This window comes from Rhizobium sp. Leaf321 (genome assembly GCF_001423215.1).
GTDB lineage: Bacteria > Pseudomonadota > Alphaproteobacteria > Rhizobiales > Rhizobiaceae > Neorhizobium > Neorhizobium soli.
Window position 1 is genome coordinate 60,474 of record NZ_LMOF01000004.1, and the last position, 21,925, is coordinate 82,398.

A 21,925-nucleotide genomic window follows, 5' to 3' on the forward strand; every position below is an offset into this window, starting at 1 on the left:
CGGATTATCGTGGCTGCGTCTCATTGAATTCGATACCGTCAAGATCGACCGGTCCTTCCTCCATGACTGCAACACGGAGCGAGGACGACGAATGATGTTGGACATCATCGGTCTGCTTCGCAATCGCGGAACACGCATTCTTGTCGAAGGGGTAGAAACTATCGAGCATCAGCGTCTGATGCAGCAGTACGGCATTCATCAGCTACAAGGGTACTATCTTGGCCGACCCGCAGCGGGAGACCAACTTCAATCCATCAACGTGTTACCGTTCGATACGATGAAGAGCCGCGTAGGCTAGGTATCAAGCAGTAAGAGTAGCTTGGAGCCTGTCGGCATTGATACGACCAAACCCAGCCTATGTTCGGCAACCTCGCCAGGCCTTGAGTTCGATTCCTTTCAAAGCGTCTTGTTGCGACGGCCACGTACGAGAACGAGCCATATAGCCATTCTGCGAAGCTGTTCCTGCCTTGCAATTCACCGCTGCTGCTGCATGCTGGCTCGGACTGGAGGACATTATGGTAACGCTTATTCATCCCGTTCCAGACCCATGCCTGCCCGGGCAGGAGAGTGTCTGGTCTTTCCCAAGGCCGAGCATCGCCCAGCCGGTACACAATCATTTGAAAATCATCTACAACGGCCACGTTCTCGCGGAGACCACGGCCGCAGTGCGCACGATCGAAACAAGTCATCCGCCGACGTATTATTTTCCGCCCGCAGACGTAGATCTCTCTTTGCTCCGCGAAAGCAGCAGTAGGTCGATCTGCGAGTGGAAAGGACAGGCGCGCTATTTCGATATTCAATCGGGCGACAAAATGAGCAGGAACGCAGCCTGGGCCTATCCGCATCCCACGACATCCTTTGCCCTGATTAAGGATTTCATAGCCTTCTATCCGCAGGCCATGGACTTGTGCCTCGTAGACGGCGAGGCCGTAGTGCCCCAGGCCGGGACGTTCTACGGCGGATGGATTACCTCAGGCTTTGCTGGCCCGTTCAAAGGTCCGCCTGGGACTGAGCGTTGGTGAATGGGCCATACCAGGTCCAGTAGGCTCGGAATAGATGAGCGATACTGCGGAGCGATATACGGCAGAGTTAACTTAGAGACCCTCAACCAGCTTGAGGCGCTTCGGCTCATACCGCTTGCTCGAAAGCTAAGTGGCATTGTTCGCCGTCATCTCCTAGTGCCAGAGATAGTGGTTTGGTAGTTCAAATCTTTTCGAGATCTGCAAGCTGACCGGCTATTTTCGATTACTACGACCTGGCTGAAAGTCCGTTGTCAGTGACCGGATCTCAGACACAATACGATCTGCGGAGGCCTGTTGCAATTTTGACAACGATCTCACAATACATGACAAAACGCCTCCACATTTATTGATTGCGCGAGATCTGGCTTTTATAGGTGGCCCCCGTGGCAGCGTAATGCTGTCTTCGCGACACCTTCGAATCCGCAACCTCTTGGGTCGCTGCGATATTTTTGTTTTTAGACAAAGGGTCAGGCAATGACGTTCTTGTTCACTCGGCATCCTTTTTGCCGCATGCTCCAACACTCTACTGCCTTTGTCGGTTTAGTGGTTGTTTGCGCGCCGAGTGCGACAATTGCGCAAGAGGCTCCTGTTAATACGACCCTCGCCCCAATCGTCATTACAGGCGCTGGGCAAACCATCGGCGAAGACAACGATACGATCGTACCGACGCGGGCGATCACTGCCTTGAAGACAGATACGCCGCTCGTCGAAACGCCGCGCTCGATTTCGGTGGTGACCCGCGAGGAAATCGAACAACGTGGCGCAACCGATTTGATCCAGGCAACGCGCTACAGTTCCGGCGTAAACACGGGTGGCTTCGGTTTCGATCCGCGGTTCGATCAGGTCTATATTCGTGGTATCGAGACGACCACGAGCGGCGATTTCCGCGACGGCCTGCGCCAGCCGGTGATGACCTACGGCACGTTCACAACCGAAATCTATACGCTCGATCGAGTAGAAGTGCTCAAAGGTCCGGTATCTGTCATGTATGGGGCCGCGAGCGCTGCTGGCATCGTCAACAAGATTTCCAAATTGCCGATTGAGGAAGCCCATCACGAGGTCGAGGTGCAATACGGGACGGTTGGTCGCAAGCAAGCCGCCTTCGATTTTGGCGGTCCGGTTGGCGAAAGTGAAGATCTGTTCTACCGCGTCGTTGGGCTGGCCCGTGAGGGAGAAACCAATAATGAAATCGCGGACGACCGCTACCTGCTACAGCCATCATTTTCCTGGGCGCCAACCGACAGCACGAAGCTGACGGTGTACGGACTGGCGCAGAAAAGCGAGGGAGAGGCCAGTGCCTGGACCTTCAAAAACGACGGCAAGATCTTCCGCGTAAGCGATCCGGATTACGATTATCAAAAGGTTCGCCAGTACCAGCTTGGCTACCAGTTCGAACATGAGTTCGAAAACGGTCTGACGTTTCGGCAGAACGCACGTGTCAGCGACCTCGACCTCGAAGCGCGCTATGTTGACCGTACGACGATGTTCAGTGCGCCGGCCGCGCCTTGGGGCACCGCCGCGGTGACTGAAGATGTGCGGGCCTACCAAATCGACAACCAACTACAGGCCAAGTTCGACACTGGTGCTGTGTCCCATACTGTTCTTGGGGGACTGGATTACACGGGCGTCACTTCCGACTTTGCCGATGGATATGGATCCACGCTGCCGGGGGAGATAAGCAACGCACCGTCTCCGGCGCTCACGGGCTTTACCGGCAACGACCTTCGCCAGACGGGGATCTACGCGCAGGAGCAGGCCGAGATCGGAAACTGGCGCTTCGTGGGGGGTCTGCGTTACGACTGGCTGCATCAGGAGACCAAGGACAAAGTCGCCGGTACGGGTGCGGAGAAAAATGAGGGTGCCCTGTCGGGCCAGGTCGGGCTGCTTTATCTCTTCGATAATGGTCTTGCCCCTTACGTGAGCTACGGAACTTCCTTCGTGCCATCGACCGAGCGCTCCGCCGGGGGTGGCGTGCTTGATCCGACGGAAGGCCGCCAGATCGAAGCCGGTATCAAATACCAGCCGGAGGGCGGCAATTTTTCGCTCAGCAGCGCTGTCTACCACCTGGTCGAAACCGGTAAGCCCCAGTATGCCGGCGTCTCCGGTCCGCTCTATATCTACAAGAATTCGGGCGAGAATACCTATACCGGATTCGAGGTCGAGGGCCGGAAGGAGTTCGACAACGGTATCAGCGTGATTGCCGCCTACACCTATACCCACGGGGAAATCACCGACAATCTCGATGGTTCGCTCGTCGGCAACACGCCGACGACAACTCCGCGGCATACGGCCTCGCTTTGGGTGAACTATGCTGTGCCGGAAGATTCCGTCATCGGCGGCCTCAGCATCGGCGGGGGCGTTCGTGCAGTGAGCACATCCTACACCGACGACTACAACACGGCGAAAAACGCGGGCGTTGGCTATCTTGATGCTTCCCTTTCTTACGACTTCGCTGCCAAGTCGCCGGAGCTGAAGGGCCTCTCGCTCATGGTCAGCGCAACGAACCTTGCCAACCGCGAGGAGCAGGTGTGCAATGGCGGTTATTGCTACTTCGGTCAGGGGCGAACGGTAGTCGGTTCGTTGAAGTACAATTGGTGATAGGCGTCAGATACGATGGACCAAACCGCTCGGGGTCTTGTTGCTCTCGAGAGGTACGGGCAGCCTGCGCGGGTCCGTCCGTGGACTATCCGTCAGAGCCGGGACAATGCGGTCCTCGGCCTGCAAGCGCCATACAATTTGCGAGATTAGCATGACTGAACAGGCCTACTGCCTGCCGGGCACCACCTATTTCGACCTGAAGCCAGAGACCGGCGGCGAGCCCTATCGCATCTTCCTGTTCAGGCCGGCTATCGAGGCGCCCGTCGGGGGCTGGCCGCTTCTGGTCATGACCGACGGCAATGCAAACTTTCCCTTCGCTTTCGCAAGCCTGGTGACACAGGCGCCTTATCCAACCGGAACTGGGGTCGACTGGGGCGTTATCGCGGCGATCGGTTATCCAACCGACGCCCCCTATGATGCCATGCGACGGGCGTGGGATCTTGGGCCCCCGCCGGTCAAATCCTATCCGCCCTATGTCGAGAGCGGACCTCCTGTGCGCATCGGCGGATCCGGTGAGTTGCTTGATTTCATCGACAAGCAATTGCTGCCGCGGCTGGCCGAACTGGTTCTGCTCGATCCGGCACGGCGATCGCTCTTCGGGCATTCTTTCGGCGGCCTCTTCACGCTCTACGCCTTGTTCGAAAAGCCGGACCTGTTTGCCAACTGGATTGCTGCGAGCCCGACCATTTACTGGGAAGGCAGCGAGATCCTCAACAACGAGGCGCGTCGCCAAATGGTCGCTGGCAACGACGTGATGCTGCATCTTTCCGCCGGAGAATATGAGGGGGAGGAACTCGCGCCGTTCCAGTATTTGAACGAGGATGCGGCCGTCCGCCTGGATCGGAGGAAAGCCGAAAGGACGGTTGCGCTGGCGCAGGAAATGGCTGATCGGCTGGATGGCACGGCGGACGGCATCCGGACGCAGTTCGAGCTTTTCGCCGGCGAGACCCATATGTCCGTGGTCGGACCCGCGGTCAACCGCGCCATTGGCATCGCCTTCCGGCGTCCGAATTCGTGACAAGAGGAGCAGGCGACATGGTCATGGCAGAGCGCGTGCAGGACGCGCCTGATACGCAGAACGCCTTCGCAGTCGACGGGGTCAATCTTGTGATCGAAGGGAATGCCATCCTCTCGGACGTAAGCCTCGATTTCCCGGAAGGCGAAGTGGTGGCTCTTGTCGGCCACAACGGTTCAGGCAAATCCAGTCTCCTCAAAATCCTTGCGCGGCAGCTGACGCCCACCGCTGGATCTGTCGCCTATGCCGGCCGCGACGTTCGGCGCTATCACGGTCATGATTTTCCGCGGTCCGTTGCTTACCTGCCGCAGGATCTGGGCACAGGGTCGGATATGACGATCCGCGAACTGGTCGCATGCGGACGGTACCCGTGGCACGGCGCGCTCGGTCGCTTTTCTGCCCTCGACCGCGAGAAGGTGGAGGGAGCGATCGCTGCCACGCATACCGAAGCATTTGCCGATCGTATGGTGGGAACGCTTTCCGGCGGAGAACGGCAGCGGGCGTGGATCGCCATGCTGATCGCTCAAGACGCACGCTGCCTGCTACTCGACGAACCGACCGCGGCACTCGATATCGCGCATCAGATCGAGGTGTTGTCGCTGGTACGACGTCTCGCGCATGAGAACGGTCGCAGCGTCGTCATCGTTTTGCACGACATCAACATGGCTGCACGCTTTTGCGACCGCATCCATGCGCTGAAAGGTGGACGGCTGGTCGCAAGCGGAACCCCCGCCCAAATCCTGGTACCCGAAACGCTTCATGCCATTTACGGGATTGAGATGAAGGTGATTTCGGCTCCCCACCTGTCGCATCCGCTTGCCTATGCCTGCTGAGGTTCGAAACGGGATGCAGATTTCAAGGCGCTCATTGCTGAATGGCGCAGCGGCCGCGGCCGCGGCGGTTTCCATACCGGCACCGCTGCTGGCGGGTGCGGGCGGCCAAAGGATCGTAAGCCTCGACTATGGGCTGGCGTCGACGTTGTTGTCGCTCGGGGTGCAGCCAGTCGGCATTTCCGATCTCGCCGACTGGAACAAATGGGTCGTCGAGCCCGAAATGCCGAGCTCGGTTGTGGATATCGGCAGCTCCCACGAGGTCGATCTTGAGGTCCTCATCCAGCTGAAGCCGGACATCATCCTGACGACGCCCTATCTCGACCAACTTCTGCCGAGGCTCCAGCCGATCGCGAAAATCCTGCGGCTCGAGATCTTCACGCCCGACGGCGGTCCCATCTTGCCGGCGGCGATTTCGGCGACGCGCAAACTGGCCTCCGGGCTTGGCCGCGAAAAGGAGGCGGAGCAATTCCTGACGCGGTCGGATGCATTCTTCGAGAGCTGCCGCGCACGGTTGGCGGGGAGAACCCTTCCACCGGTTGCACTGGCGTCGTTCATGGATGCCCGGCACGCCCGTATCTACTCCGCTCCCGGCCTGTTCCACAACGCGCTGGAGCGCATCGGGATACGCAACGCCTGGACCCGTCAATCGAACTACTGGGGCTTCGAGACGATCGGCATCGAGAAGCTTTCGACCATTACAGACAGGGAAGCCCGCCTGATCATCTTTGAACCTGTGCCGCCCGATGTGTTGCCAAGACTTGCTGAAAGCCCGCTGTGGCAGACGCTGCCGTTTTCCCGGCCCGGACACGTTTCGGTCGTTCCGCCGGCGCTGATGTTCGGCATGGTCAACGAGGCGATGCGGTTTGCCGGTCTGGTGACCGACGTTCTGGACCATGACGCATGACCGCCCTCCGTCGCGATAATCTCGGGCTTGGCGTCGTCGTTTTCCTGCTGATTTGCGGCGGATGCGTTGCATCCTGGTTTCTCGTTCAGCCGGCGCTCTCGGGAACGGTAGCGCCGGGCTACGACATCGAGCGGATGGTGCTCTATTACTCTACCTTGCCGCGGCTGGCCACGGCACTTCTGGCGGGCGCGGCGCTGGCTTTGTCGGGCGCGCTGTTCCAGCAGGTGCTGCGAAACCCGCTGGCCGACCCGACGACGCTCGGCGTCTCGGCCGGCGCCAATCTTGCGCTGGTCGTGACCTCGCTTTTCGTGCCGGTACTCTTGGGCGCCGGCCGCGATCTCGTTGCCCTGGTGGGAAGTGCGGCGGCTGCCGCCATCGTCATCGGGTTAGGTGCTCGACGAGGTTTTTCGCCGTATTCCCTGGTGCTTTCCGGTCTCGTGCTCAGCCTCTGGTGCGGCGGCCTCTCGGCCATCCTCATCTATTTGAACCAGCGCTACCTCGCGAGCCTGTTCATTTGGGGCGCAGGATCACTGGCGCAGCAGAGCTGGGTCATTCCGGTCTCGCTCATCTGGAAAATTGTCCCCGTCGCAATCGTCTGCATCCTGGTCATCCGGCCGCTGTCGCTGCTCGATCTGGGGGAAAGCAGTTCGTCCTCGCTTGGGGTCAAACTCGTGCGCCTTCGTATCGTCGCTGTTGCCTGCGCGGTGTCGCTTGCGGCCTTTGTCACCAGTGCCGTGGGCGTCATCGGCTTTATCGGGCTGGTCGCGCCGACGCTGGCGCGGCTTTCGGGCGCGCGCCGGCCGGTGCAGTTGATACTGTGGTCTCCGCTCATCGGGGCGTCACTTCTCTTCCTCGCCGACTCCGTGCTGCAACTCGTTGCGGGCGGTCTCGGAGACTTTCTTCCGACCGGCGCAGTCACCGCAATCTTCGGATCGCCGCTGCTCCTGGCGCTGCTACCGTGGCTGAGGGTGCGTCACCGGGTCCAGCACGCGGCGGCGGTGCACGAGCGGCAGCGCCGATGGGGCGTGGGCAAACCAGCAACGGTCGCCCTTGCGAGCGTCGTGGTTATTGTTGCGCTTGGCCTTTTTGTCGGGCGCGGACCTGGCGGCGTCTGGTCTGTGCCTTCCGGCGAGTTTTTCAACGACATCCTCGCTATCCGCACACCCAAGGTGTTTGCAGCGCTCGCATCCGGCGCGATGCTGGGTGTTGCGGGAACGATCCTGCAGAGGTTGACCGGCAACGAAATGGCAAGCCCAGAGGTTCTGGGGATTAGCGCCGGTGCCACCTTTGGCGTCGCCATCGCGTTATTCGCCGTTGCGCCCGGCTTTGTCGGGCAGTTCGCTTTTGCAGCCGTCGGCGCGATCACGGTGCTCGCTGTCATTCTGCTGAGTTCGAGGCGGTCGAACTTCGCGCCGGAGCGGGTCCTGCTGGCAGGCATAGCGCTCAGTGCAATGGTGGATGCTGTCGTCGGCGTGCTGAGCTCCACCGGCGATCCGAGAGCGGTGCTGCTGATGCGTTGGATAAGCGGCTCCACCTATATGGTGGACGGCCAGACAGCCACCATGGAACTGGCAATCGGAGCTGTGCTGATTGCAATTGCTCTGTCAGCACGGCGTTGGCTCGATATCCTGCCGCTTGGGCCGGCCCCGTCATCGGCAGTCGGCGTCCAGCTGGCGCGTTCGAGATTGGCGCTGTTCGGCCTCGCGGGGCTGATGACTGCGGCTGCGACCCTCACAGTTGGTCCGCTCTCCTTCGTCGGCCTGATGGGACCGCACCTGGCGCGGGAGGCCGGGTTGAAGCGCGCTCTGCCGCAGATGATAGGCGCTGCCTTGATTGGCGGGGGACTGATGGTTTTAGCAGATCTGATTGGTCGCACGGCTGTAGCACCCTACCAAATCCCGGCTGGGCTCGTCTCAGCTCTGATAGGCGCTCCGTGCTTGATGATTTTGTTGGGTAAAGGGAGATAGATTTTCTCGTGGCGGGATGCAGGTCGTAGGTTCGAACCCGCTCACGGCGAAGACGACCGGCATCACCCATGCAGATGTGGGGATTGGTTTGCATCTGCATGGGCGATTTGGATCAGCCATCCATCCGAGTGGTTATGCAGCTTTCCAAACCTGATTGAGGATTTTCGCCGCAAGTGCCGCTTTGTCCTGCGGCAGGAAGCGACCGTAGTGTTGCTGAACGACATCCGGTGTGTCCTGGATGGCATAACTCGCCTGCTCGTATGACCCGGTCTGCTTTAGGATATGGGTTGCCAGAATATCCCGAAGATTATGCGGTCCGTGCGGCAGCAGGCCCTTAATAGCGCCGCGGCCGGTATAGGGGTTGTAGATGCCATAGCGTTGGATCACGGTGCGCCAGGCTTCATAGAATTTGGTGGAATCGTATGCCGCGTCCAGGCTGGTTGTCTTCACCGTCTTGACGAACAGGGTGCCGGGATCCTTTGCCGAACCAAGCAGCATACCTCGGTGGCGATCGATATAGGCCTCGAGGTATTTGTAGAGGTCGAGCAAATCCGGCAGGATCAGGCGAAACGGCTTTTGTCCGAAGAATGATGAGCCTGAGTTCTTGAAGGCGATTGATGGGATGAGGACCTCCCATCCGTTTTCCCGATCGCTCCAGCGCAATTCACCACATTTCATGTCCTCCAGCCGCCGCTCTGATGTCGGAAAATGCCCACGCGGGCACAAACGAAGCTGGCGAAGGTTTTTTTGTCGAAGCCCAAGATGAAGACCCAGGCGAAGCAAAAGGAAAGAGCGGACCGCTTCGGCTGCTGCTCGAGGATAGCGATTTTCATCCGGCATACGCTTCAGGATCTCATCTGTGATCTTGCGGTATTCCGACAGTGGGCTGTCTGCTTCGAGGACCACCATGATCGGCTCGAACGGATCGCGGTGCACGCGCATAACACGCTGGATTTCCTTCGAGCGATTGCCAGCATGCCGGTGGAATGCGTCGCAGGCGCCGTGCCAGTCGCGTGCTGCAAATTCTATCTCCTCTGGCGCGATCAGCCCTTCGATTGGCTGAACCTTCTTTAGGAGCTCCGGATGCTGGCGGATCCAGCCCACCTCCGCCCGCGTGAGAGCTTGCGCCACCATCAGCATGTCTTCTTCCCACTTGGTATAGAAGCCGCGGCGCTGCTCCCGCCATTGGAGGTACCAGTCCCAGACGCCCGGGAAGATCAACAGGCCAAAGGTTAGTTGGCTGAGCGGCACACCGCGCCCTTTGACGACGCTGGCGGGTGAGGCAGCGAGTGCACCGAACATGAGGCCGAGATGCTCGACCTTCTGGGATGCGGTTTCCTCTCCCCAAACGCCATTTCGTTGGAAGCCGATTGCGGTCAGCGTCGATGTCTTGAAGCGGATCAGATCGGCCATCTCCATAGCCAACCGCGGCGGCGCATCGACGACGCCGGACAGGAGATCAGGATCTTCAAAGGCCTCGGGATTGTGGCTCGTGCTGTCCGGGTTCATTTGTGGTCGTGGAGACAGGGTGCCTCCGCCATAGGTGATCCCCGGAAATCGTATTGCGTAACGCTGTTTGCTTGCCGCCGCCTGATAGCGACGATAGTCGGTTGAGCCCGAGATGATGACCCGGCGCACCCATTCGATGATTTCCTCCCGCTTGGAGAACGGCAAGCTGCTGAAATTGTCCGGAAGATGCCATGCAAGTCGTCGCCGCTCCGCAGCGCTGATGTCGCCCATATCATGGCCGTATAGAGAGCGGGATTGGTGCGGCAGCTTCCCTTTGAAATAGCCCTGTCCCAGTCGGTAGCGCCGCTCGATACGGGACAGGATCTCGAAGCTCGTCAGAGATCGCGGCACACGCTCGCCCTGAACCCACGACAGCAGAGTCTTGTCATCGAACGTCTCGCCCAGGCGAACGACGGCGCGGTAGAGTTGCCAGTAGCTCTCGCCGAACCGGCGCATGTGATAAACGAGCGCATCGTTAAAGCTCGCCGGATCATCGGTCGCCTCAAACAATGGCTCAGGGAATGGACTGATTGGTTTCGATTGTGGTCCCCTCGGCACTGACGAAGAGGTAGCCGGGGTCTTGTCGGAGAGGATCTGTCGCGGTCTGGAACGCGTCGCAGTTTCCACCTTGCACCGAACGGCATTGCGCAATTTCATGCGTGTTTTCGTTGGCTGGATGTCATCGGCGGCAGGCGGTTCTCCGAGCCAGCGGATAATCGCGTCCAGTCCCGGACGGAGCGCCTTCTTCAAATCGGCTGTCATTTGGTTTTCGATCCCGCATGCCTCGCCAATGGCCGTCCAATCCATACGGCCACTAACGATCGGTGGTGGCCGGCGGTGGACGACAAGATCTATGAGATAGGGCCGAATGCTGTCCAGAACTCGCTGTGAGGCGATTGGCAAGATGCGCACCTCGCAGAAATCCGAGATTTTTCGTTGAAAGTGATGAATCGAAAGATCGTGTGTTGCCATACTCTTATTCCGTTTCTCTCGATACCGTTGTCGAGGGCGGGCGGGAATAGTAGTGGACATTTAACAAATGGTATTGCCGCAGTGGCGAGCATTTTGGGCCAGGCTGAGGTCCCCAGATTTCAAATGAAGCATCAGGAGCCTCATGCTAAAGGTTGCAGATGGGATTCGGGGTCTTCATTCACCGGTCAGATTCGATTTACGACGATAGCCCGGCTGAACAATACCAGTTCCCGGGCCAGTATCTCGGTCGTGTTCAGGCGTGTGTGGGTGACTGGATCGTCTACTACGAGCCTCGGAAAGTAGCTGCGACCCGCGGATATTTTGCTGTCGCCAAGGTTGAAAGCGTAATTCCTGATCTGAAGGCGCCCGGCATGTATCTGGCGCTGATCGAACACGGCAGCTATCTCGACTTCATCAATCCCGTTCCGTTCAGTGGACCAGACGGTGTCATAGAGCGGGGCGTGCTGAATGAAGAGGGCCGTATTTCCGGCAGGGCACAGGCTGCGGTGCGGCCGATGTCCGCAGCAGATTTCAACCGCATCGTATCGATTGGCATAGACGAGCATGAGCCTGAACTGCCTCGGCTGGATGAGCCGGGGGTGACGCATGCGGTCGATGGATTTGCAGATGAAGCTCAAGCGCCGTTCATTTTCGAGCAGGAGCGCGACCGGGTTATGCAACTCTCGTCGCGGATCGTTCGAAATCGGCTGTTTCGCCGGCTCGTTCTTCACGCCTATGACAAACGATGCGCCATCACGGGATTGAAGCTCATCAACGGTGGTGGCCGGGCGGAGGTCGACGCCGCACATATCCGGCCGGTGGAAGCGAGCGGGCCTGACATTCTTTCCAACGGAATTGCTCTTTCGGGTACCGCACACTGGATGTTTGATCGCGGTCTGATTAGTCTTTCGGACGATCTTGATATCCTGATATCGCGTAAGGCGAATGATCCTGACAGCATTCAAGGACTCCTCAACAAGACTGGGAAGGCGATCGTGCCTAGCAGGGTCTTCGAGCGGCCGCATCCCCAGTTCCTGAGATGGCACCGTGAAAACTGCTTCAAGCAGTGAGCGCCAGGGTAAGTCTGGCGTTGTAGTTTCATCCCGATCGGGTCTATTTCGGTCAGTTGGCGCCAATAATCCTAAAATCATCCCGATCGGTTCTTTTGACTTCACTTCATGCCGTCTGATGATATAGTCGTCCCGATAGGGGTGATTATGGAAAAGGTCAAAGATACAAAAAGCCTCGGCATGCTGATCCGTCAGGAGCGCAAACAGCAAGGGTTAACCCAAGAGCAACTCGCCGGGGTGATTGGTGTGGGCGTACGGTTTCTGCGTGAACTCGAGGCCGGCAAAGAGAGCTGCCAGATTGGCCGTGCGATGCAAGTCCTGGCTGGTTTGGGCCTCGTTGTTTCGGTCGGGCGTCGCCAGGGCCCGCGATCATGACCCGGGTATTGGACGTCTATTTTCGCGACATCAAGGCGGGCGTACTCGGCCGGCTTGACGACGGCCTGCTGACTTTTGCCTATGACGGCGCGTATCTCCTGGACCAGCGATCGCGTGCGATCTCGTTCTCGATGCCCCTGCAAGAAAAGCCATTTGGTGATCAGGTGGTGCGCCCGTTTTTCTCCGGCCTCTTGCCGGACGAAGGCGCACGGCAACGCCTAGCCGGCGCGCTCGGCCTTTCGGCAGGCAATGCTTTCGGGCTACTGGAAATTATCGGGGGTGAATGCGCAGGTGCCTTGTCACTCTATCCCGCCGGCACGGCGCCCGAACCTCCCGGCCAGTCCCAAGCCGAACTTCTCACTTCGGAACGTCTGGATGAAATTCTCAGCAGGTTGCGGACCCGGCCTTTGCTTGGTGGAGACGAGGGCATTCGCTTATCGCTCGCCGGCGCGCAGGATAAACTGGCGGTCATTGTCGATGGAGATTCCATTGCCTTGGCGAGAGATGGTCGACCAACGACCCATATCTTGAAACCGGTCATCCAGGCGTTGGAAGGCACGGTGGAGAACGAGTATTTTTGTATGCGGCTGGCTGCCCGCCTCAAGCTGCCGGTACCCCATGTCGAGATACGCCTAGACGGGGCGACTGCCTTTCTCCTGGTTGAGCGTTATGATCGGACGAAAGCTGCAAACGGCATCATTGAGCGCCTACACCAGGAAGACTTTTGCCAGGCCCTTAGCGTCCCGCCGGAGCTGAAGTATGAGGCCGAGGGCGGACCGGGGACAGAAAATGCTCTCAGGCTGATCGACCAGGCCTGCGCTAGACCTGTCGCGGATCGGTTACAGTTCATTCGCATGCTGATCTTCAACTATCTCGTCGGCAATGCCGATGCTCACGGCAAGAACAACGCCCTGCTTTATGGCTCAGATGCAACGGATCTGGCACCGATCTACGATGTCGTTTGCACGGCCGTTTATCCCCGCTTGTCAAAGAGGCTCGCCATGAAAATTGGTGGCCGCGATTTGCCCGACACCATCCAGATGAAGCACTGGACGACACTTGTGCCCGAAACCAAATCTTCCCAGCGCATCCTCGTCCGCGATCTTGCCCAAATGGCGGAAAGGATTGTGACCGAGGCTGATGTCCTTGTTGCAGAGTTGGCAGACGAGGGGATCAGTCATCCCATCCTGGGCGCAATTCGCAAGGTCATCTCAAGCCGGGCTGGTTCATTGCAGCGGGTCACGGAGCAGGTCTCTTAAATTTTGAGTGGTCACAGATATCCAGCGCTTTGTCCTTCGCCCAACGGGTCGGTGGTTCGAATCCTTTCAAGGCGCACGCCACCTATCCTATATCTCAGACCAACTTTTCCGACGCTTCCTTAGCCGCTGCTCCGCTGACAGCGAAACTACGGAAACGATGCTGAATTCTGTCTGCAATCAGACCCTTGCGATCTGCTCGGTCGAGAAGGGTGCAAGGATCAGCACTCCTGCCCGACAGTGATCGCTGCCAGCCCATTCCGTCAGATCTACGGTTACCGGTTCCGCGGTAATGTTGATCAACCAGAGTGACGACGTTTCGCTAACCTGCGCTTCAAAGCATAGAAGGCGCGTCGGGTCGGACGAGATGCATTGCTTCCAGGTTCGACCGGCCAATCCGGCAAGCGCGTGTACGATGCGCAATAGCGGACGTGCTTCACCTTCCGGTGTCGGCTCGTTCCTGCCTGCGACCAGCCCGAAAGGTCCCGTCAACGCCGAGAGGGTCAAGCATTCCAGCCCGGCATCGAGGGTCCCGCTCGCATAGGCCATGGCAAAGGCCGCCGCAAAAAATCCGTTGTGACGGGGATCGGTACTGGCCATGGCGATGCGTCTGTCGCCCGGATTGTCCAACGTCCGGCTACCGTAGGGGTTTTGGCGCATGGGTATCGTCGAAGGGCCGATACGGTAGGGCTTGTCGCCGTAGATCTCGCGCACGGATCGTGTGATGAAAGGCAGGGCTTCCAGGGTCTGCATTACGCTCAGATCATCGGCCGCATGGACGATGGGGTTGGTGCAGTGGCTGATGAAGTCGAGATTGTCGGCCGGCACGCGCTTGCGGTTCAGTTCGGTAAAGTAGCTCAGCATTCCGCCCCCAAGCCTGATGCCCGGAAAAGCATTGCGCGCCGCCGCATAAACCTCTTCCAGGGGTGGACATTCCGGCCAGGTGCTGCCGGGTGGCGTCGATTGCCGATCCACGTCGGGCGAGATGACAACCGCGTTGGGTCGAAACCTGGCCGATTGCATCCATTCGGCGATCTCGACGGTCTCGTCCGTGAGTGGCTGCTGGCAGGCGAGTGCAATTTCAAGGGTGATCGTGCCGGTATGCAGCCTGGAAATGGCGGCAAAATCGATAAAGCAGTCCGCGTTGTGTCCCGCTAGCGGATCGAAATGAAAGAGCAGTTCCTGGGGTGCGACCTGTGCCAGAAGGGCCGCCTGCCGCAGTGTGGATTTTGCCTCTTCGGGGGTGATGATCAGGCCGATTTTCGGGAATGTGCCTGTCTTCGATCCGTGGGTGATGACGACGCTGGCAGCCGAAGACTTCTTCACTGGCGCAGATGCGGAAGGGCGATGGTCTCTGACGGTGAGCGTTACCGCCTGCGCCACTGTTTGCGATGGCTCGATTGTGTAAGGCCAGGGCAGCGCCAGGGGGCGAACATAGGTCTTGTAGGACGCATCCGACCAGTTGCGCTGATCCTCCATCTCGAACGTGTCACCATCCATCCTGCATTCGGCCACGACGCCGGGCAGGACCGTATGGGTGATTGCCCGCATGTTCTGGAAGGGTTGCCAGGGTTCTATCAGATCAGGCAGGCAGGTTTCTTCGGACCGGCCGTCGACATACGCAACGGTCACCGGCGATCCTGCCAGACCCACGATCGGATGCAGGATGCAAAATCCGCAGCGATTGGTCTCGAAACCGGTCGATGACAATGCATCGGCAGAAAATGTCAAACTGCCTGAAGCGTCGCCCGAAATCGACACACGAACCGTCAGTTCGGTTCCGGCCGGACCCGCGTAGCAAGCGGAGTACGCGACCGTGAAGACACCATCCCGCGGCAGGATGTCGAGATCCGTCAGGTCCGGGTTGTACGTTCCCCAGTCGCGATCCCGCACAAGGTAGGAAATGGCGCGAAGCACCTCCACGCCGTCATACGTGATGCTGCGCAGATTGCCGTTTGAGAGATCCACGGAAAGCTTACCGGCAGTCAGCCGGACCGGCGGCGTCTCACGGGCATGGGTGCCGTAAAGCGCGAAATGATCCGGCGCGATACTCATCGCAGGAGCGCCTCGATGTTCAGAGTTTGGCCGCTCGCCGCGCTGGCATAGGCGGCTTCCACCAAGGCGAAGGTCTTCAGGTTATCGGCGCCCGACGTGGACGTTTCGGTGCCGGCCTTGAGCCGATCCGTCCAGTGCTGCTGGATGGCAAACACGCTTTCCTGGATGTTGTGCCAAGGCCGGGATGCCCAGGGTAAAAGGCTCGGAGATACGTCCGAGATTTCGGTGCCGCCGGGGCTTGTGACCTCCATGCGATAACCTTGCGAAAGCCGTAGGCTGCCGTGGGTACCGTCGAGTTCGATCAGCGTTTCCGGGAAAGGCTCGGTCGAGAGTTTGCTGGCATAACTGACATCGACGATCGATGTGGCGCCGTTTTCATGGTCCAGCAGGATCGTTGCCACATCCTCGCCCCTGATCGCCGGATTGACGCGGCGGGTGCGCGCCGAAAGAGCGCCGACATCGCCAAGAATGTAGCGGGCGATGTCGAGCGTGTGGATGCCGAGATCCTCGATAATGAAACGTTTCCCTTCAGCCAGATATGGCTGCCCGGAGAACACGTCGTAGCCGGATCGGAATGAAAACCGGCCCCAGAAGGGCTCGCCGATCGTCCCTGAATCAAGCACCCGGCGCACAGCCTGGATCGGCGTCTGCCAGCGAAAGTTTTCGTGCACCATCAGGGGAGTACCGGCCTGCTTGCAAATTTCGACCATGGCCTTGGCGTCGGCGAGAGTTTTTGCGAACGGTTTCTGGCAGATGGCGGGTATCCCGTGCGCAGCGGCCATCTCGACCAGAAGCCGGTGGCTCTGCACCGTCGTGGCGATGTCGACGAAATCGAAGCCGCCATCAGCAAACAGCGCGGCCGCATCGCTGTAGCGGTGCTCGATGCCGAACTGGTCGCCCACGATTTCCAGGCGGGCCGGATCGCGGTCGCAGATCGCCACGATATCGGCACCGGTCACGTCCCGCCAGGCATGCATCTGGTTGACTGCGAAGAAGCCGCAGCCGATCAGGGCGCCACGTAGCTGATCCGTCATGCTCAACCTGCCTTTGCCATCTGCATCAGTGTGACGCGCTGCTGGAGGCGACGCTGCGCCTGGTCGACAATTACGGCGATGATGATCACAAGACCCTTGATCACCATCTGCCAGAACGACGAAACGCCCATCATCACCAACCCGTCGGAAAGGATGCCGATGACGAAAGCGCCGATGATGGTGCCGCCGATCGTGCCGCGACCGCCGGACATCGATGTGCCGCCCAGAACCGCAGCCGCGATCGCATTCAGCTCGAAACTTTCGCCGGTAGCCGGATGTGCTGCCATCAGCTCCGAAGAGATGATCAGACCGACGATGGCTGCGCAGAGGCCAGAGAACATGTAGACGAAGATTTTGACCACATCGACGCGGATGCCCGACATGCGGGCCGCGCGCTCGTTGCCGCCGACCGCGAAGATGTGCCGCCCGATCGGTGTCGAACGCGCGATGTATGCGGCAATCAGGGCCAGAACGACGAGCATCCAGATCGATACCGGCAAGCCAAGAATTCGGCCGGCGCCCAAAAACTCAAAACCGGTCGTTGCAAACTCCGGGCGACCGACGAGGTTCGGAAATGTCTGGCCGTCGGAGGAAAGCAGCGCCATGCCGCGAGCGATGTAAAGCGTTCCGAGGGTCGCTATGAAAGGGGCGACATTGAGCTTGGTGATCAGCAACCCGTTGATCAGGCCGATGAAAAGGCCGACCAGCACCGTGATGATAACGATCTCGTAGATGTTGAAGTAGATCGTGTAGCCGATCGGCAGAACGACGCCGTTGAGTATCAGGGCGCCGGCGACCATGCCGCACAAGCCCACGATCGACCCGACCGACAGGTCGATGCCGCCGGTGATGATCACGAACGTCATACCCATCGCCAGGAAGGCGTTGAGCGCGACGTGCTTCGACATCAGGATCATGTTGGCCGTCGAGGTGAAGTTCGGTGCGAAAATCGAGAAGAAGATGATCACTGCAAAAAGCGCAATGAATGTTCTCAGCTTCATCAGGGTCAGGAGCCAGGAACCATTCGATCGCGTCGCGGGGATTGCGGTGGAGGTGTCTGCAGTCATGACGCGTGGTCCCTTTTTTGTGTATGCCCCTTGGCCGAAGCCGCGACGATGGCTTCTTCCGTGACCCCATGGCGGTCGAAAACGGCAACAAGCTTACCGTTGCTCAGCACCGCGATCCGGTCGGAAAGCGCCATGACCTCCTCGAGATCCGAGGTCGAAAACAGGATCGCAAGGCCGCTGCCGGCCAGCCGGCGCATGGTTCGAAATACGTCGGCTTTGGCGCCGACATCGATACCCCGGCTCGGTTCGTCCATCAGCAGCACTTTTGGATACGTCATCAATGCCTTGCCGATCACCACTTTCTGCTGGTTGCCGCCCGACATTGAGGTGACTTCGAAGTCAGGATTTGGCGCCTTGATTGACAGATCCTGAATGATCGCCTTGATCGCCCGTTTTTCTGCGCTTTCAACGACGTGAAATACCCGGACGAACCGTCGAAGGCTGGCCAGCGTAAGGTTGCTGGCAATGGACAAGACCGGCACCAGGCCTTCTCGCTGGCGGTCTTCCGGGATAAGCGCAAGTCCGCGCCTTATACGCCGCGTCGTGTCGCGTTCGCGGACCTCCCGGCCGTTGATAAAGATCTTGCCGGTGGCGTGCCGATGCCGGCCCATCACGCATTCGAAAAATTCGCTGCGGCCGGCGCCCATCAGTCCGTAGATGCCGAGTATCTCGCCCGCACGGACCGACAGCGTCACATCATCGACCGCAAGCCCGCCGGTGCGGCGCGCGAGGCTGACGCCTTCGGCCCGGAATGCCTCATCGCCGATGGTGGGATCGACCGCGCGGGCAAAATCCTTCGCGTCCGAGCCGATCATTGAACGCACGATCCATTTCGTGTCGATGTCCTTGACCATCGCCTGGCCGGTGATCTGGCCGTCGCGCAGGACGGTGATGTAGTCGCCGATCCGCATCAGTTCTTCCAGCCGGTGCGAGATGTAGACGATGGCAACGCCCTGTGCCTTCAGTTCGTTGATGACCTTGAACAGGATCTCGACTTCGGCCGCCGAGAGCGCCGACGTCGGTTCGTCCATGATCAGGATGCGGGCGTTGAGGGACATCGCCTTGGCGATCTCGACCAGTTGCTGCTGACCGATCGGCAGATCCTCGACCATGGTCTCTGCACTGATGCCGGCATCGAGCCGCTTGAGAAAGCCGTTGGCTTTCGCGACCTGCTCCGCGTGGTCGATGCCACGCAGACCGCGGGTAATTTCGCGCGTCGCAAAGATATTCTCGGCAACGCTCATATTGGAAAACAGATTGAGTTCCTGGAATATCATGCCGATGCCGTGGGCCTGGGCTTCGGCGGGACTGCTGAAGAACACCGGCTCGCCGTCAAGGATGATACGGCCCAGCGTCGGGCGCTCGACGCCGGCGATGATCTTCATCAATGTCGATTTGCCGGCTCCGTTTTCGCCGACCAGAACATTGACCGCGCCGCGCCGCAGTTCGAGATTTGCGCGCTTGACGGCGACGATGCCGGAATAGACCTTTGATACATCGTCGAGGCGCAGGATCACCTCCGGGTTGTGTTCGATGCCGGTCGCCGTCATTCGGGTTGACCCAGGTTCAGCGCGGACGGCGTAATCAGCGGCAACTGTCCTGATGCGGGCAGGGGAAAAGCGCCCACGACGGAGATGTTCCGGCCCGTCAGACCGTCGCGCGGAACTTTTGCTAGGAAATCGGTGGCGATCTTCTCGTTGAATGCCTTGCCGAATTGCGCCCATTCGATCTGGTTCTTAAATTCATTGAAATTGACGAACTCCAGGGCGTCGCGCAGCGCCGTTCCCCGGATGGCAGGACCGATCTGAACCTTGGCGTTCGCCTTGCCATCGCCATCGGTGTCGACGTCGAGGGTAGCGGCGCGTGACTGGGTGTCGGCGGCAACCACCTTGCCGGTAAACTTGACGGCATAGGTCCAGGGGGCGCTCGCCTGCTTGCGCGGGTTGCCGTACTTCTGGCCGGCTTCGTCCGGTCGTGATGCTGCAAGGTCGGTGACCTCACGGATATCAGCTGCACGGCCCTGCAGAAACGTAACTGCCTGTGATTGCCAGACTGCGTCCACCTTGGCTGCCGGATCGAATGCGGTTTTCGCCGCCTCTGCGGCCTTTTCTTCGGCGGTCGGCGTTTTTATAATCTTGCACGCAGGCAGCGTTGCCGCGAGCACGGCGACGATCACAACGCCTCTCATCCTCAGCATCGAATGCACTCCACTTCGCTGGAAGAATTCGGAGAGCCCGCGGGGTGCGCGCTCTCCGGTTCTGGAACCCGGGTTATTTGCTCAGTGCAAAGGTCTCGAGCTTGGAGGCGTTGTCGGCATTGATGAGCACGCAGTCCATCAGCTGCTTTTCTTCCTTCGGCGCAGTCTTGTTCTTGATGTAGGCATCGGCCTGCTCGACAGCCATCTGGGCCTGAGCATAGGCAGGCTGCAGAACGGTGGCCTTGATGCCGCCCGCCTTGATCGAGTCACGCACATCGTTCGAACCGTCAAAGCCGACGACGATCACGTCCTTGCGGCCGGCGGCCTGCAGCGCGGCGATGGCGCCCATCGCCATGGTGTCGTTGCCGGAGATCACGCCCTTGATATCAGGGTTGGCCTGCAGGATGGTCTCCATCTTCGCATAGGCTTCCGTCTGGCTCCAGTTGGCGGACTGCTTGGCGACGTTCTTCAGCTCCGGATAGTCGCCGATGACGTCGTTATAGCCCTGCGAGCGGATGCCGGCATTGGTGTCGGATTCCTTGCCGACCAGTTCGACATAATTGCCCTTTTCGCCCATCAGCTTGACGAATTCCTGGGCACCGAGCTGGGCGCCCTGGTAGTTGTTGGAGACGATCTGCGCAACGGCGACGCCGGTGGCATTGATCTCGCGGTCGATCAGGAACGACGGAATGCCCGCGTCCTTGGCTTTCTTGAGAGCAGCCACAGTTGCATCGGCACCGGCATTGTCGAGAATGATGGCCTTGGCGCCGCGGCCGATCGCCGTGTCGATCATCTGCGACTGCTTGTTGGCGTCGTCGTCGTGGGTCATGACTAAAGCTTCGTATCCAAGCTCCTTCGCCTTGGCTTCGGCACCGACGGCCTCGGCCTTGAAGAACGGATTGTCATGTGCCGGTGTGATGATGGCGATCAGATCCGCTGAAAAGGCAGGCATCGCTGCGCCCATGGTCAGCAAGCCTGCAAAAACGGTCACAGTCAGTCTACGTGTCAATTTCATGGTTTCCTCCCGGTTAAAAAAGCCCCGTCTCCCTCGGGGCTGCTAGTTGAAGGGCAAAGCCCTCGGCGGATCAAGTAATACGCTGAATGCTGTCGGCGATTTCCTTAGGCTCGAACACCCGTTTCCAATCGTCGCGCATCAGCGCCGGGATGCCGAACTCGATCGCCTTGTTGCAGGCGTCAGAGAACACTCCATCAACCTCCTTGAAGATCACGGCGCCCAGGACGTTCATGTGGCCGAGCAGGAAGTCGCGAGCGGCTTCCTCGGGAACACCCCTTGCGACACATTCGTCCATCGCCTGGCGCATGACGACCAGAAGCGAGGCGCAGACCGTTTCGGAAAGACCTGGCTCCAGCATCGCCATCTGCTCGACAGTTACCCTGTGCGAGCGCATGACCGGCGCCCAAATCAGCTTGGCTATCTCTTCACCCACTTCATAAGCACTATCAGGCCCCTGCATCAGCGCCGAGACTATGTGCTGCTTGGCAAAGACGCCGCCGAAATGATCCTTTTTCGCTCGCATGTCCGTCTCGTCGTTGAAGATCGGCGGGTGGCAGGGATGCGTGACGAAATAGATCAGGTCGTCGCGCTTGGGCAAGTGACCGGCGAAAGGCGCTGCCGCATCGAGCGCCACTACCATAGTGTCGGGCTTTAACTTATCGGAAATCGATGCTGCAACCTTGCCGATTGCGGTGTCTGGCACTGCCAGGATCACGACATCGGCGCCATCAAGCGCGCGGTCAGCCGGCACGCAGGACAAGCCGAGCTCGTTTTCTAGCTTAGCCTTTCCGGCATCGCTCACTTCCACGTGGCGAACGTCGTAACGTGAACCTTTGAGGTTTTTAGCGAGCCGGTATCCCATCTTCCCGCCCGCGCCGAACAGAGCAATTGCAGTCATGTTTCCTCACCACCTTAGTTTTAGGTGGTTTACGCTAACTGGTATGATGAGTCAATGAGTATGTTATGATGTTTCTGTGAGGCGGCGCTGTCATATCTCTGGCTCGTCATGTGTCAATCAGCATTGATCCAGGCGCCA

Annotated in this window: 18 protein-coding genes; 10 read left to right on the forward strand and 8 right to left on the reverse strand. The window is 59.3% G+C overall.

Annotated features, from left to right (window positions below):
• From ASF70_RS23410 to fhuB, 7 genes are all read left to right on the forward strand, one after another.
• On the forward strand, positions 1-298 hold a 298-nt coding region (locus tag ASF70_RS23410; RefSeq protein WP_156461746.1), incomplete at its 5' end, for an EAL domain-containing protein.
• 217 nt (positions 299-515) lie between these two features.
• Complete coding sequence (locus ASF70_RS02920) at positions 516-1,022, forward strand: DUF427 domain-containing protein (protein WP_156461730.1); 507 nt, start codon at positions 516-518, stop codon at positions 1,020-1,022.
• A 474-nt stretch (positions 1,023-1,496) separates the two neighbouring features.
• The gene (locus tag ASF70_RS02925) at positions 1,497-3,620 is read left to right on the forward strand and encodes a TonB-dependent siderophore receptor (protein WP_062577281.1); all 2,124 of its coding nucleotides are present in this window, start codon (positions 1,497-1,499) and stop codon (positions 3,618-3,620) included.
• A gap of 151 nt (positions 3,621-3,771) precedes the next feature.
• On the forward strand, positions 3,772-4,638 hold the full coding sequence (locus ASF70_RS02930) for an alpha/beta hydrolase-fold protein (RefSeq protein WP_062577282.1): 867 nt from the start codon (positions 3,772-3,774) through the stop codon (positions 4,636-4,638).
• Positions 4,639-4,655: 17 nt separating this feature from the next.
• Complete coding sequence (locus ASF70_RS02935; RefSeq protein ID WP_062577284.1) at positions 4,656-5,468, forward strand: ATP-binding cassette domain-containing protein; 813 nt, start codon at positions 4,656-4,658, stop codon at positions 5,466-5,468.
• Positions 5,469-5,481: 13 nt separating this feature from the next.
• Entirely contained in the window at positions 5,482-6,372 is an 891-nt protein-coding gene (locus ASF70_RS02940; protein WP_062577286.1) for an iron-siderophore ABC transporter substrate-binding protein, read from the forward strand.
• Positions 6,369-8,339 (forward strand): Fe(3+)-hydroxamate ABC transporter permease FhuB, encoded by a 1,971-nt coding sequence (fhuB, locus tag ASF70_RS02945; RefSeq protein ID WP_062577288.1) that lies wholly within the window; start codon positions 6,369-6,371, stop codon positions 8,337-8,339. Before ASF70_RS02940 ends, fhuB begins: the two co-directional genes overlap by 4 nt.
• Positions 8,340-8,471: 132 nt before the next feature.
• Here the strand turns inward: fhuB and ASF70_RS02950 are convergent, their stop codons facing one another.
• Complete coding sequence (locus ASF70_RS02950; protein WP_062577290.1) at positions 8,472-10,820, reverse strand: hypothetical protein; 2,349 nt, start codon at positions 10,818-10,820, stop codon at positions 8,472-8,474.
• A gap of 158 nt (positions 10,821-10,978) precedes the next feature.
• Here ASF70_RS02950 and ASF70_RS02955 point away from each other — a divergent pair, with 158 nt between their 5' ends.
• From ASF70_RS02955 to ASF70_RS02965, 3 genes are all read left to right on the forward strand, one after another.
• Positions 10,979-11,890, forward strand: a complete 912-nt coding sequence (locus tag ASF70_RS02955) for an HNH endonuclease (protein ID WP_062577292.1) — start codon at positions 10,979-10,981, stop codon at positions 11,888-11,890.
• Between the two features lie 147 nt (positions 11,891-12,037).
• Complete coding sequence (locus ASF70_RS02960; protein ID WP_062577529.1) at positions 12,038-12,265, forward strand: helix-turn-helix domain-containing protein; 228 nt, start codon at positions 12,038-12,040, stop codon at positions 12,263-12,265.
• On the forward strand, positions 12,262-13,524 hold the full coding sequence (locus ASF70_RS02965) for a type II toxin-antitoxin system HipA family toxin (protein WP_062577294.1): 1,263 nt from the start codon (positions 12,262-12,264) through the stop codon (positions 13,522-13,524). The genes ASF70_RS02960 and ASF70_RS02965 overlap by 4 nt, the downstream gene beginning before the upstream one ends.
• A 177-nt stretch (positions 13,525-13,701) precedes the next feature.
• Here ASF70_RS02965 and ASF70_RS02970 read toward each other — a convergent pair whose 3' ends face one another.
• From ASF70_RS02970 to ASF70_RS03000, 7 genes are all read right to left on the reverse strand, one after another.
• Positions 13,702-15,576, reverse strand: a complete 1,875-nt coding sequence (locus ASF70_RS02970) for a hypothetical protein (protein ID WP_062577296.1) — start codon at positions 15,574-15,576, stop codon at positions 13,702-13,704.
• Complete coding sequence (locus ASF70_RS02975) at positions 15,573-16,610, reverse strand: Gfo/Idh/MocA family oxidoreductase (protein WP_062577298.1); 1,038 nt, start codon at positions 16,608-16,610, stop codon at positions 15,573-15,575. Before ASF70_RS02975 ends, ASF70_RS02970 begins: the two co-directional genes overlap by 4 nt.
• 2 nt (positions 16,611-16,612) lie before the next feature.
• Positions 16,613-17,677, reverse strand: coding sequence for an ABC transporter permease (locus ASF70_RS02980; RefSeq protein WP_062577300.1), 1,065 nt, complete (start codon positions 17,675-17,677; stop codon positions 16,613-16,615).
• Positions 17,674-19,227 carry a sugar ABC transporter ATP-binding protein gene (locus tag ASF70_RS02985; protein WP_062577302.1) on the reverse strand — a complete coding sequence of 518 codons (1,554 nt, stop codon included), beginning with the start codon at positions 19,225-19,227 and terminating at the stop codon, positions 17,674-17,676. Before ASF70_RS02985 ends, ASF70_RS02980 begins: the two co-directional genes overlap by 4 nt.
• Positions 19,224-19,874: a DUF2291 domain-containing protein gene (locus ASF70_RS02990; protein WP_062577304.1), complete on the reverse strand. Its 651-nt coding sequence runs from the start codon at positions 19,872-19,874 to the stop codon at positions 19,224-19,226. The genes ASF70_RS02985 and ASF70_RS02990 overlap by 4 nt, the downstream gene beginning before the upstream one ends.
• A gap of 73 nt (positions 19,875-19,947) precedes the next feature.
• Positions 19,948-20,889, reverse strand: coding sequence for a D-ribose ABC transporter substrate-binding protein (locus ASF70_RS02995; RefSeq protein WP_062577305.1), 942 nt, complete (start codon positions 20,887-20,889; stop codon positions 19,948-19,950).
• A 70-nt stretch (positions 20,890-20,959) separates the two neighbouring features.
• Complete coding sequence (locus ASF70_RS03000) at positions 20,960-21,787, reverse strand: phosphogluconate dehydrogenase C-terminal domain-containing protein (RefSeq protein ID WP_062577307.1); 828 nt, start codon at positions 21,785-21,787, stop codon at positions 20,960-20,962.
• Positions 21,788-21,925 lie beyond the last annotated feature (138 nt).

Coding starts and splice junctions, on each gene's coding strand:
- ASF70_RS02920 (WP_156461730.1), top strand. CDS start 516: ATGGTAACGCTTATTCATCCCGTTCCAGACCCATGCCTGCCCGGGCAG.
- ASF70_RS02925 (WP_062577281.1), top strand. CDS start 1,497: ATGACGTTCTTGTTCACTCGGCATCCTTTTTGCCGCATGCTCCAACAC.
- ASF70_RS02930 (WP_062577282.1), top strand. CDS start 3,772: ATGACTGAACAGGCCTACTGCCTGCCGGGCACCACCTATTTCGACCTG.
- ASF70_RS02935 (WP_062577284.1), top strand. CDS start 4,656: ATGGTCATGGCAGAGCGCGTGCAGGACGCGCCTGATACGCAGAACGCC.
- ASF70_RS02940 (WP_062577286.1), top strand. CDS start 5,482: ATGCAGATTTCAAGGCGCTCATTGCTGAATGGCGCAGCGGCCGCGGCC.
- fhuB (WP_062577288.1), top strand. CDS start 6,369: ATGACCGCCCTCCGTCGCGATAATCTCGGGCTTGGCGTCGTCGTTTTC.
- ASF70_RS02950 (WP_062577290.1), bottom strand. CDS start 10,820: ATGGCAACACACGATCTTTCGATTCATCACTTTCAACGAAAAATCTCG.
- ASF70_RS02955 (WP_062577292.1), top strand. CDS start 10,979: ATGGGATTCGGGGTCTTCATTCACCGGTCAGATTCGATTTACGACGAT.
- ASF70_RS02960 (WP_062577529.1), top strand. CDS start 12,038: ATGGAAAAGGTCAAAGATACAAAAAGCCTCGGCATGCTGATCCGTCAG.
- ASF70_RS02965 (WP_062577294.1), top strand. CDS start 12,262: ATGACCCGGGTATTGGACGTCTATTTTCGCGACATCAAGGCGGGCGTA.
- ASF70_RS02970 (WP_062577296.1), bottom strand. CDS start 15,576: ATGAGTATCGCGCCGGATCATTTCGCGCTTTACGGCACCCATGCCCGT.
- ASF70_RS02975 (WP_062577298.1), bottom strand. CDS start 16,610: ATGACGGATCAGCTACGTGGCGCCCTGATCGGCTGCGGCTTCTTCGCA.
- ASF70_RS02980 (WP_062577300.1), bottom strand. CDS start 17,677: ATGACTGCAGACACCTCCACCGCAATCCCCGCGACGCGATCGAATGGT.
- ASF70_RS02985 (WP_062577302.1), bottom strand. CDS start 19,227: ATGACGGCGACCGGCATCGAACACAACCCGGAGGTGATCCTGCGCCTC.
- ASF70_RS02990 (WP_062577304.1), bottom strand. CDS start 19,874: ATGCTGAGGATGAGAGGCGTTGTGATCGTCGCCGTGCTCGCGGCAACG.
- ASF70_RS02995 (WP_062577305.1), bottom strand. CDS start 20,889: ATGAAATTGACACGTAGACTGACTGTGACCGTTTTTGCAGGCTTGCTG.
- ASF70_RS03000 (WP_062577307.1), bottom strand. CDS start 21,787: ATGACTGCAATTGCTCTGTTCGGCGCGGGCGGGAAGATGGGATACCGG.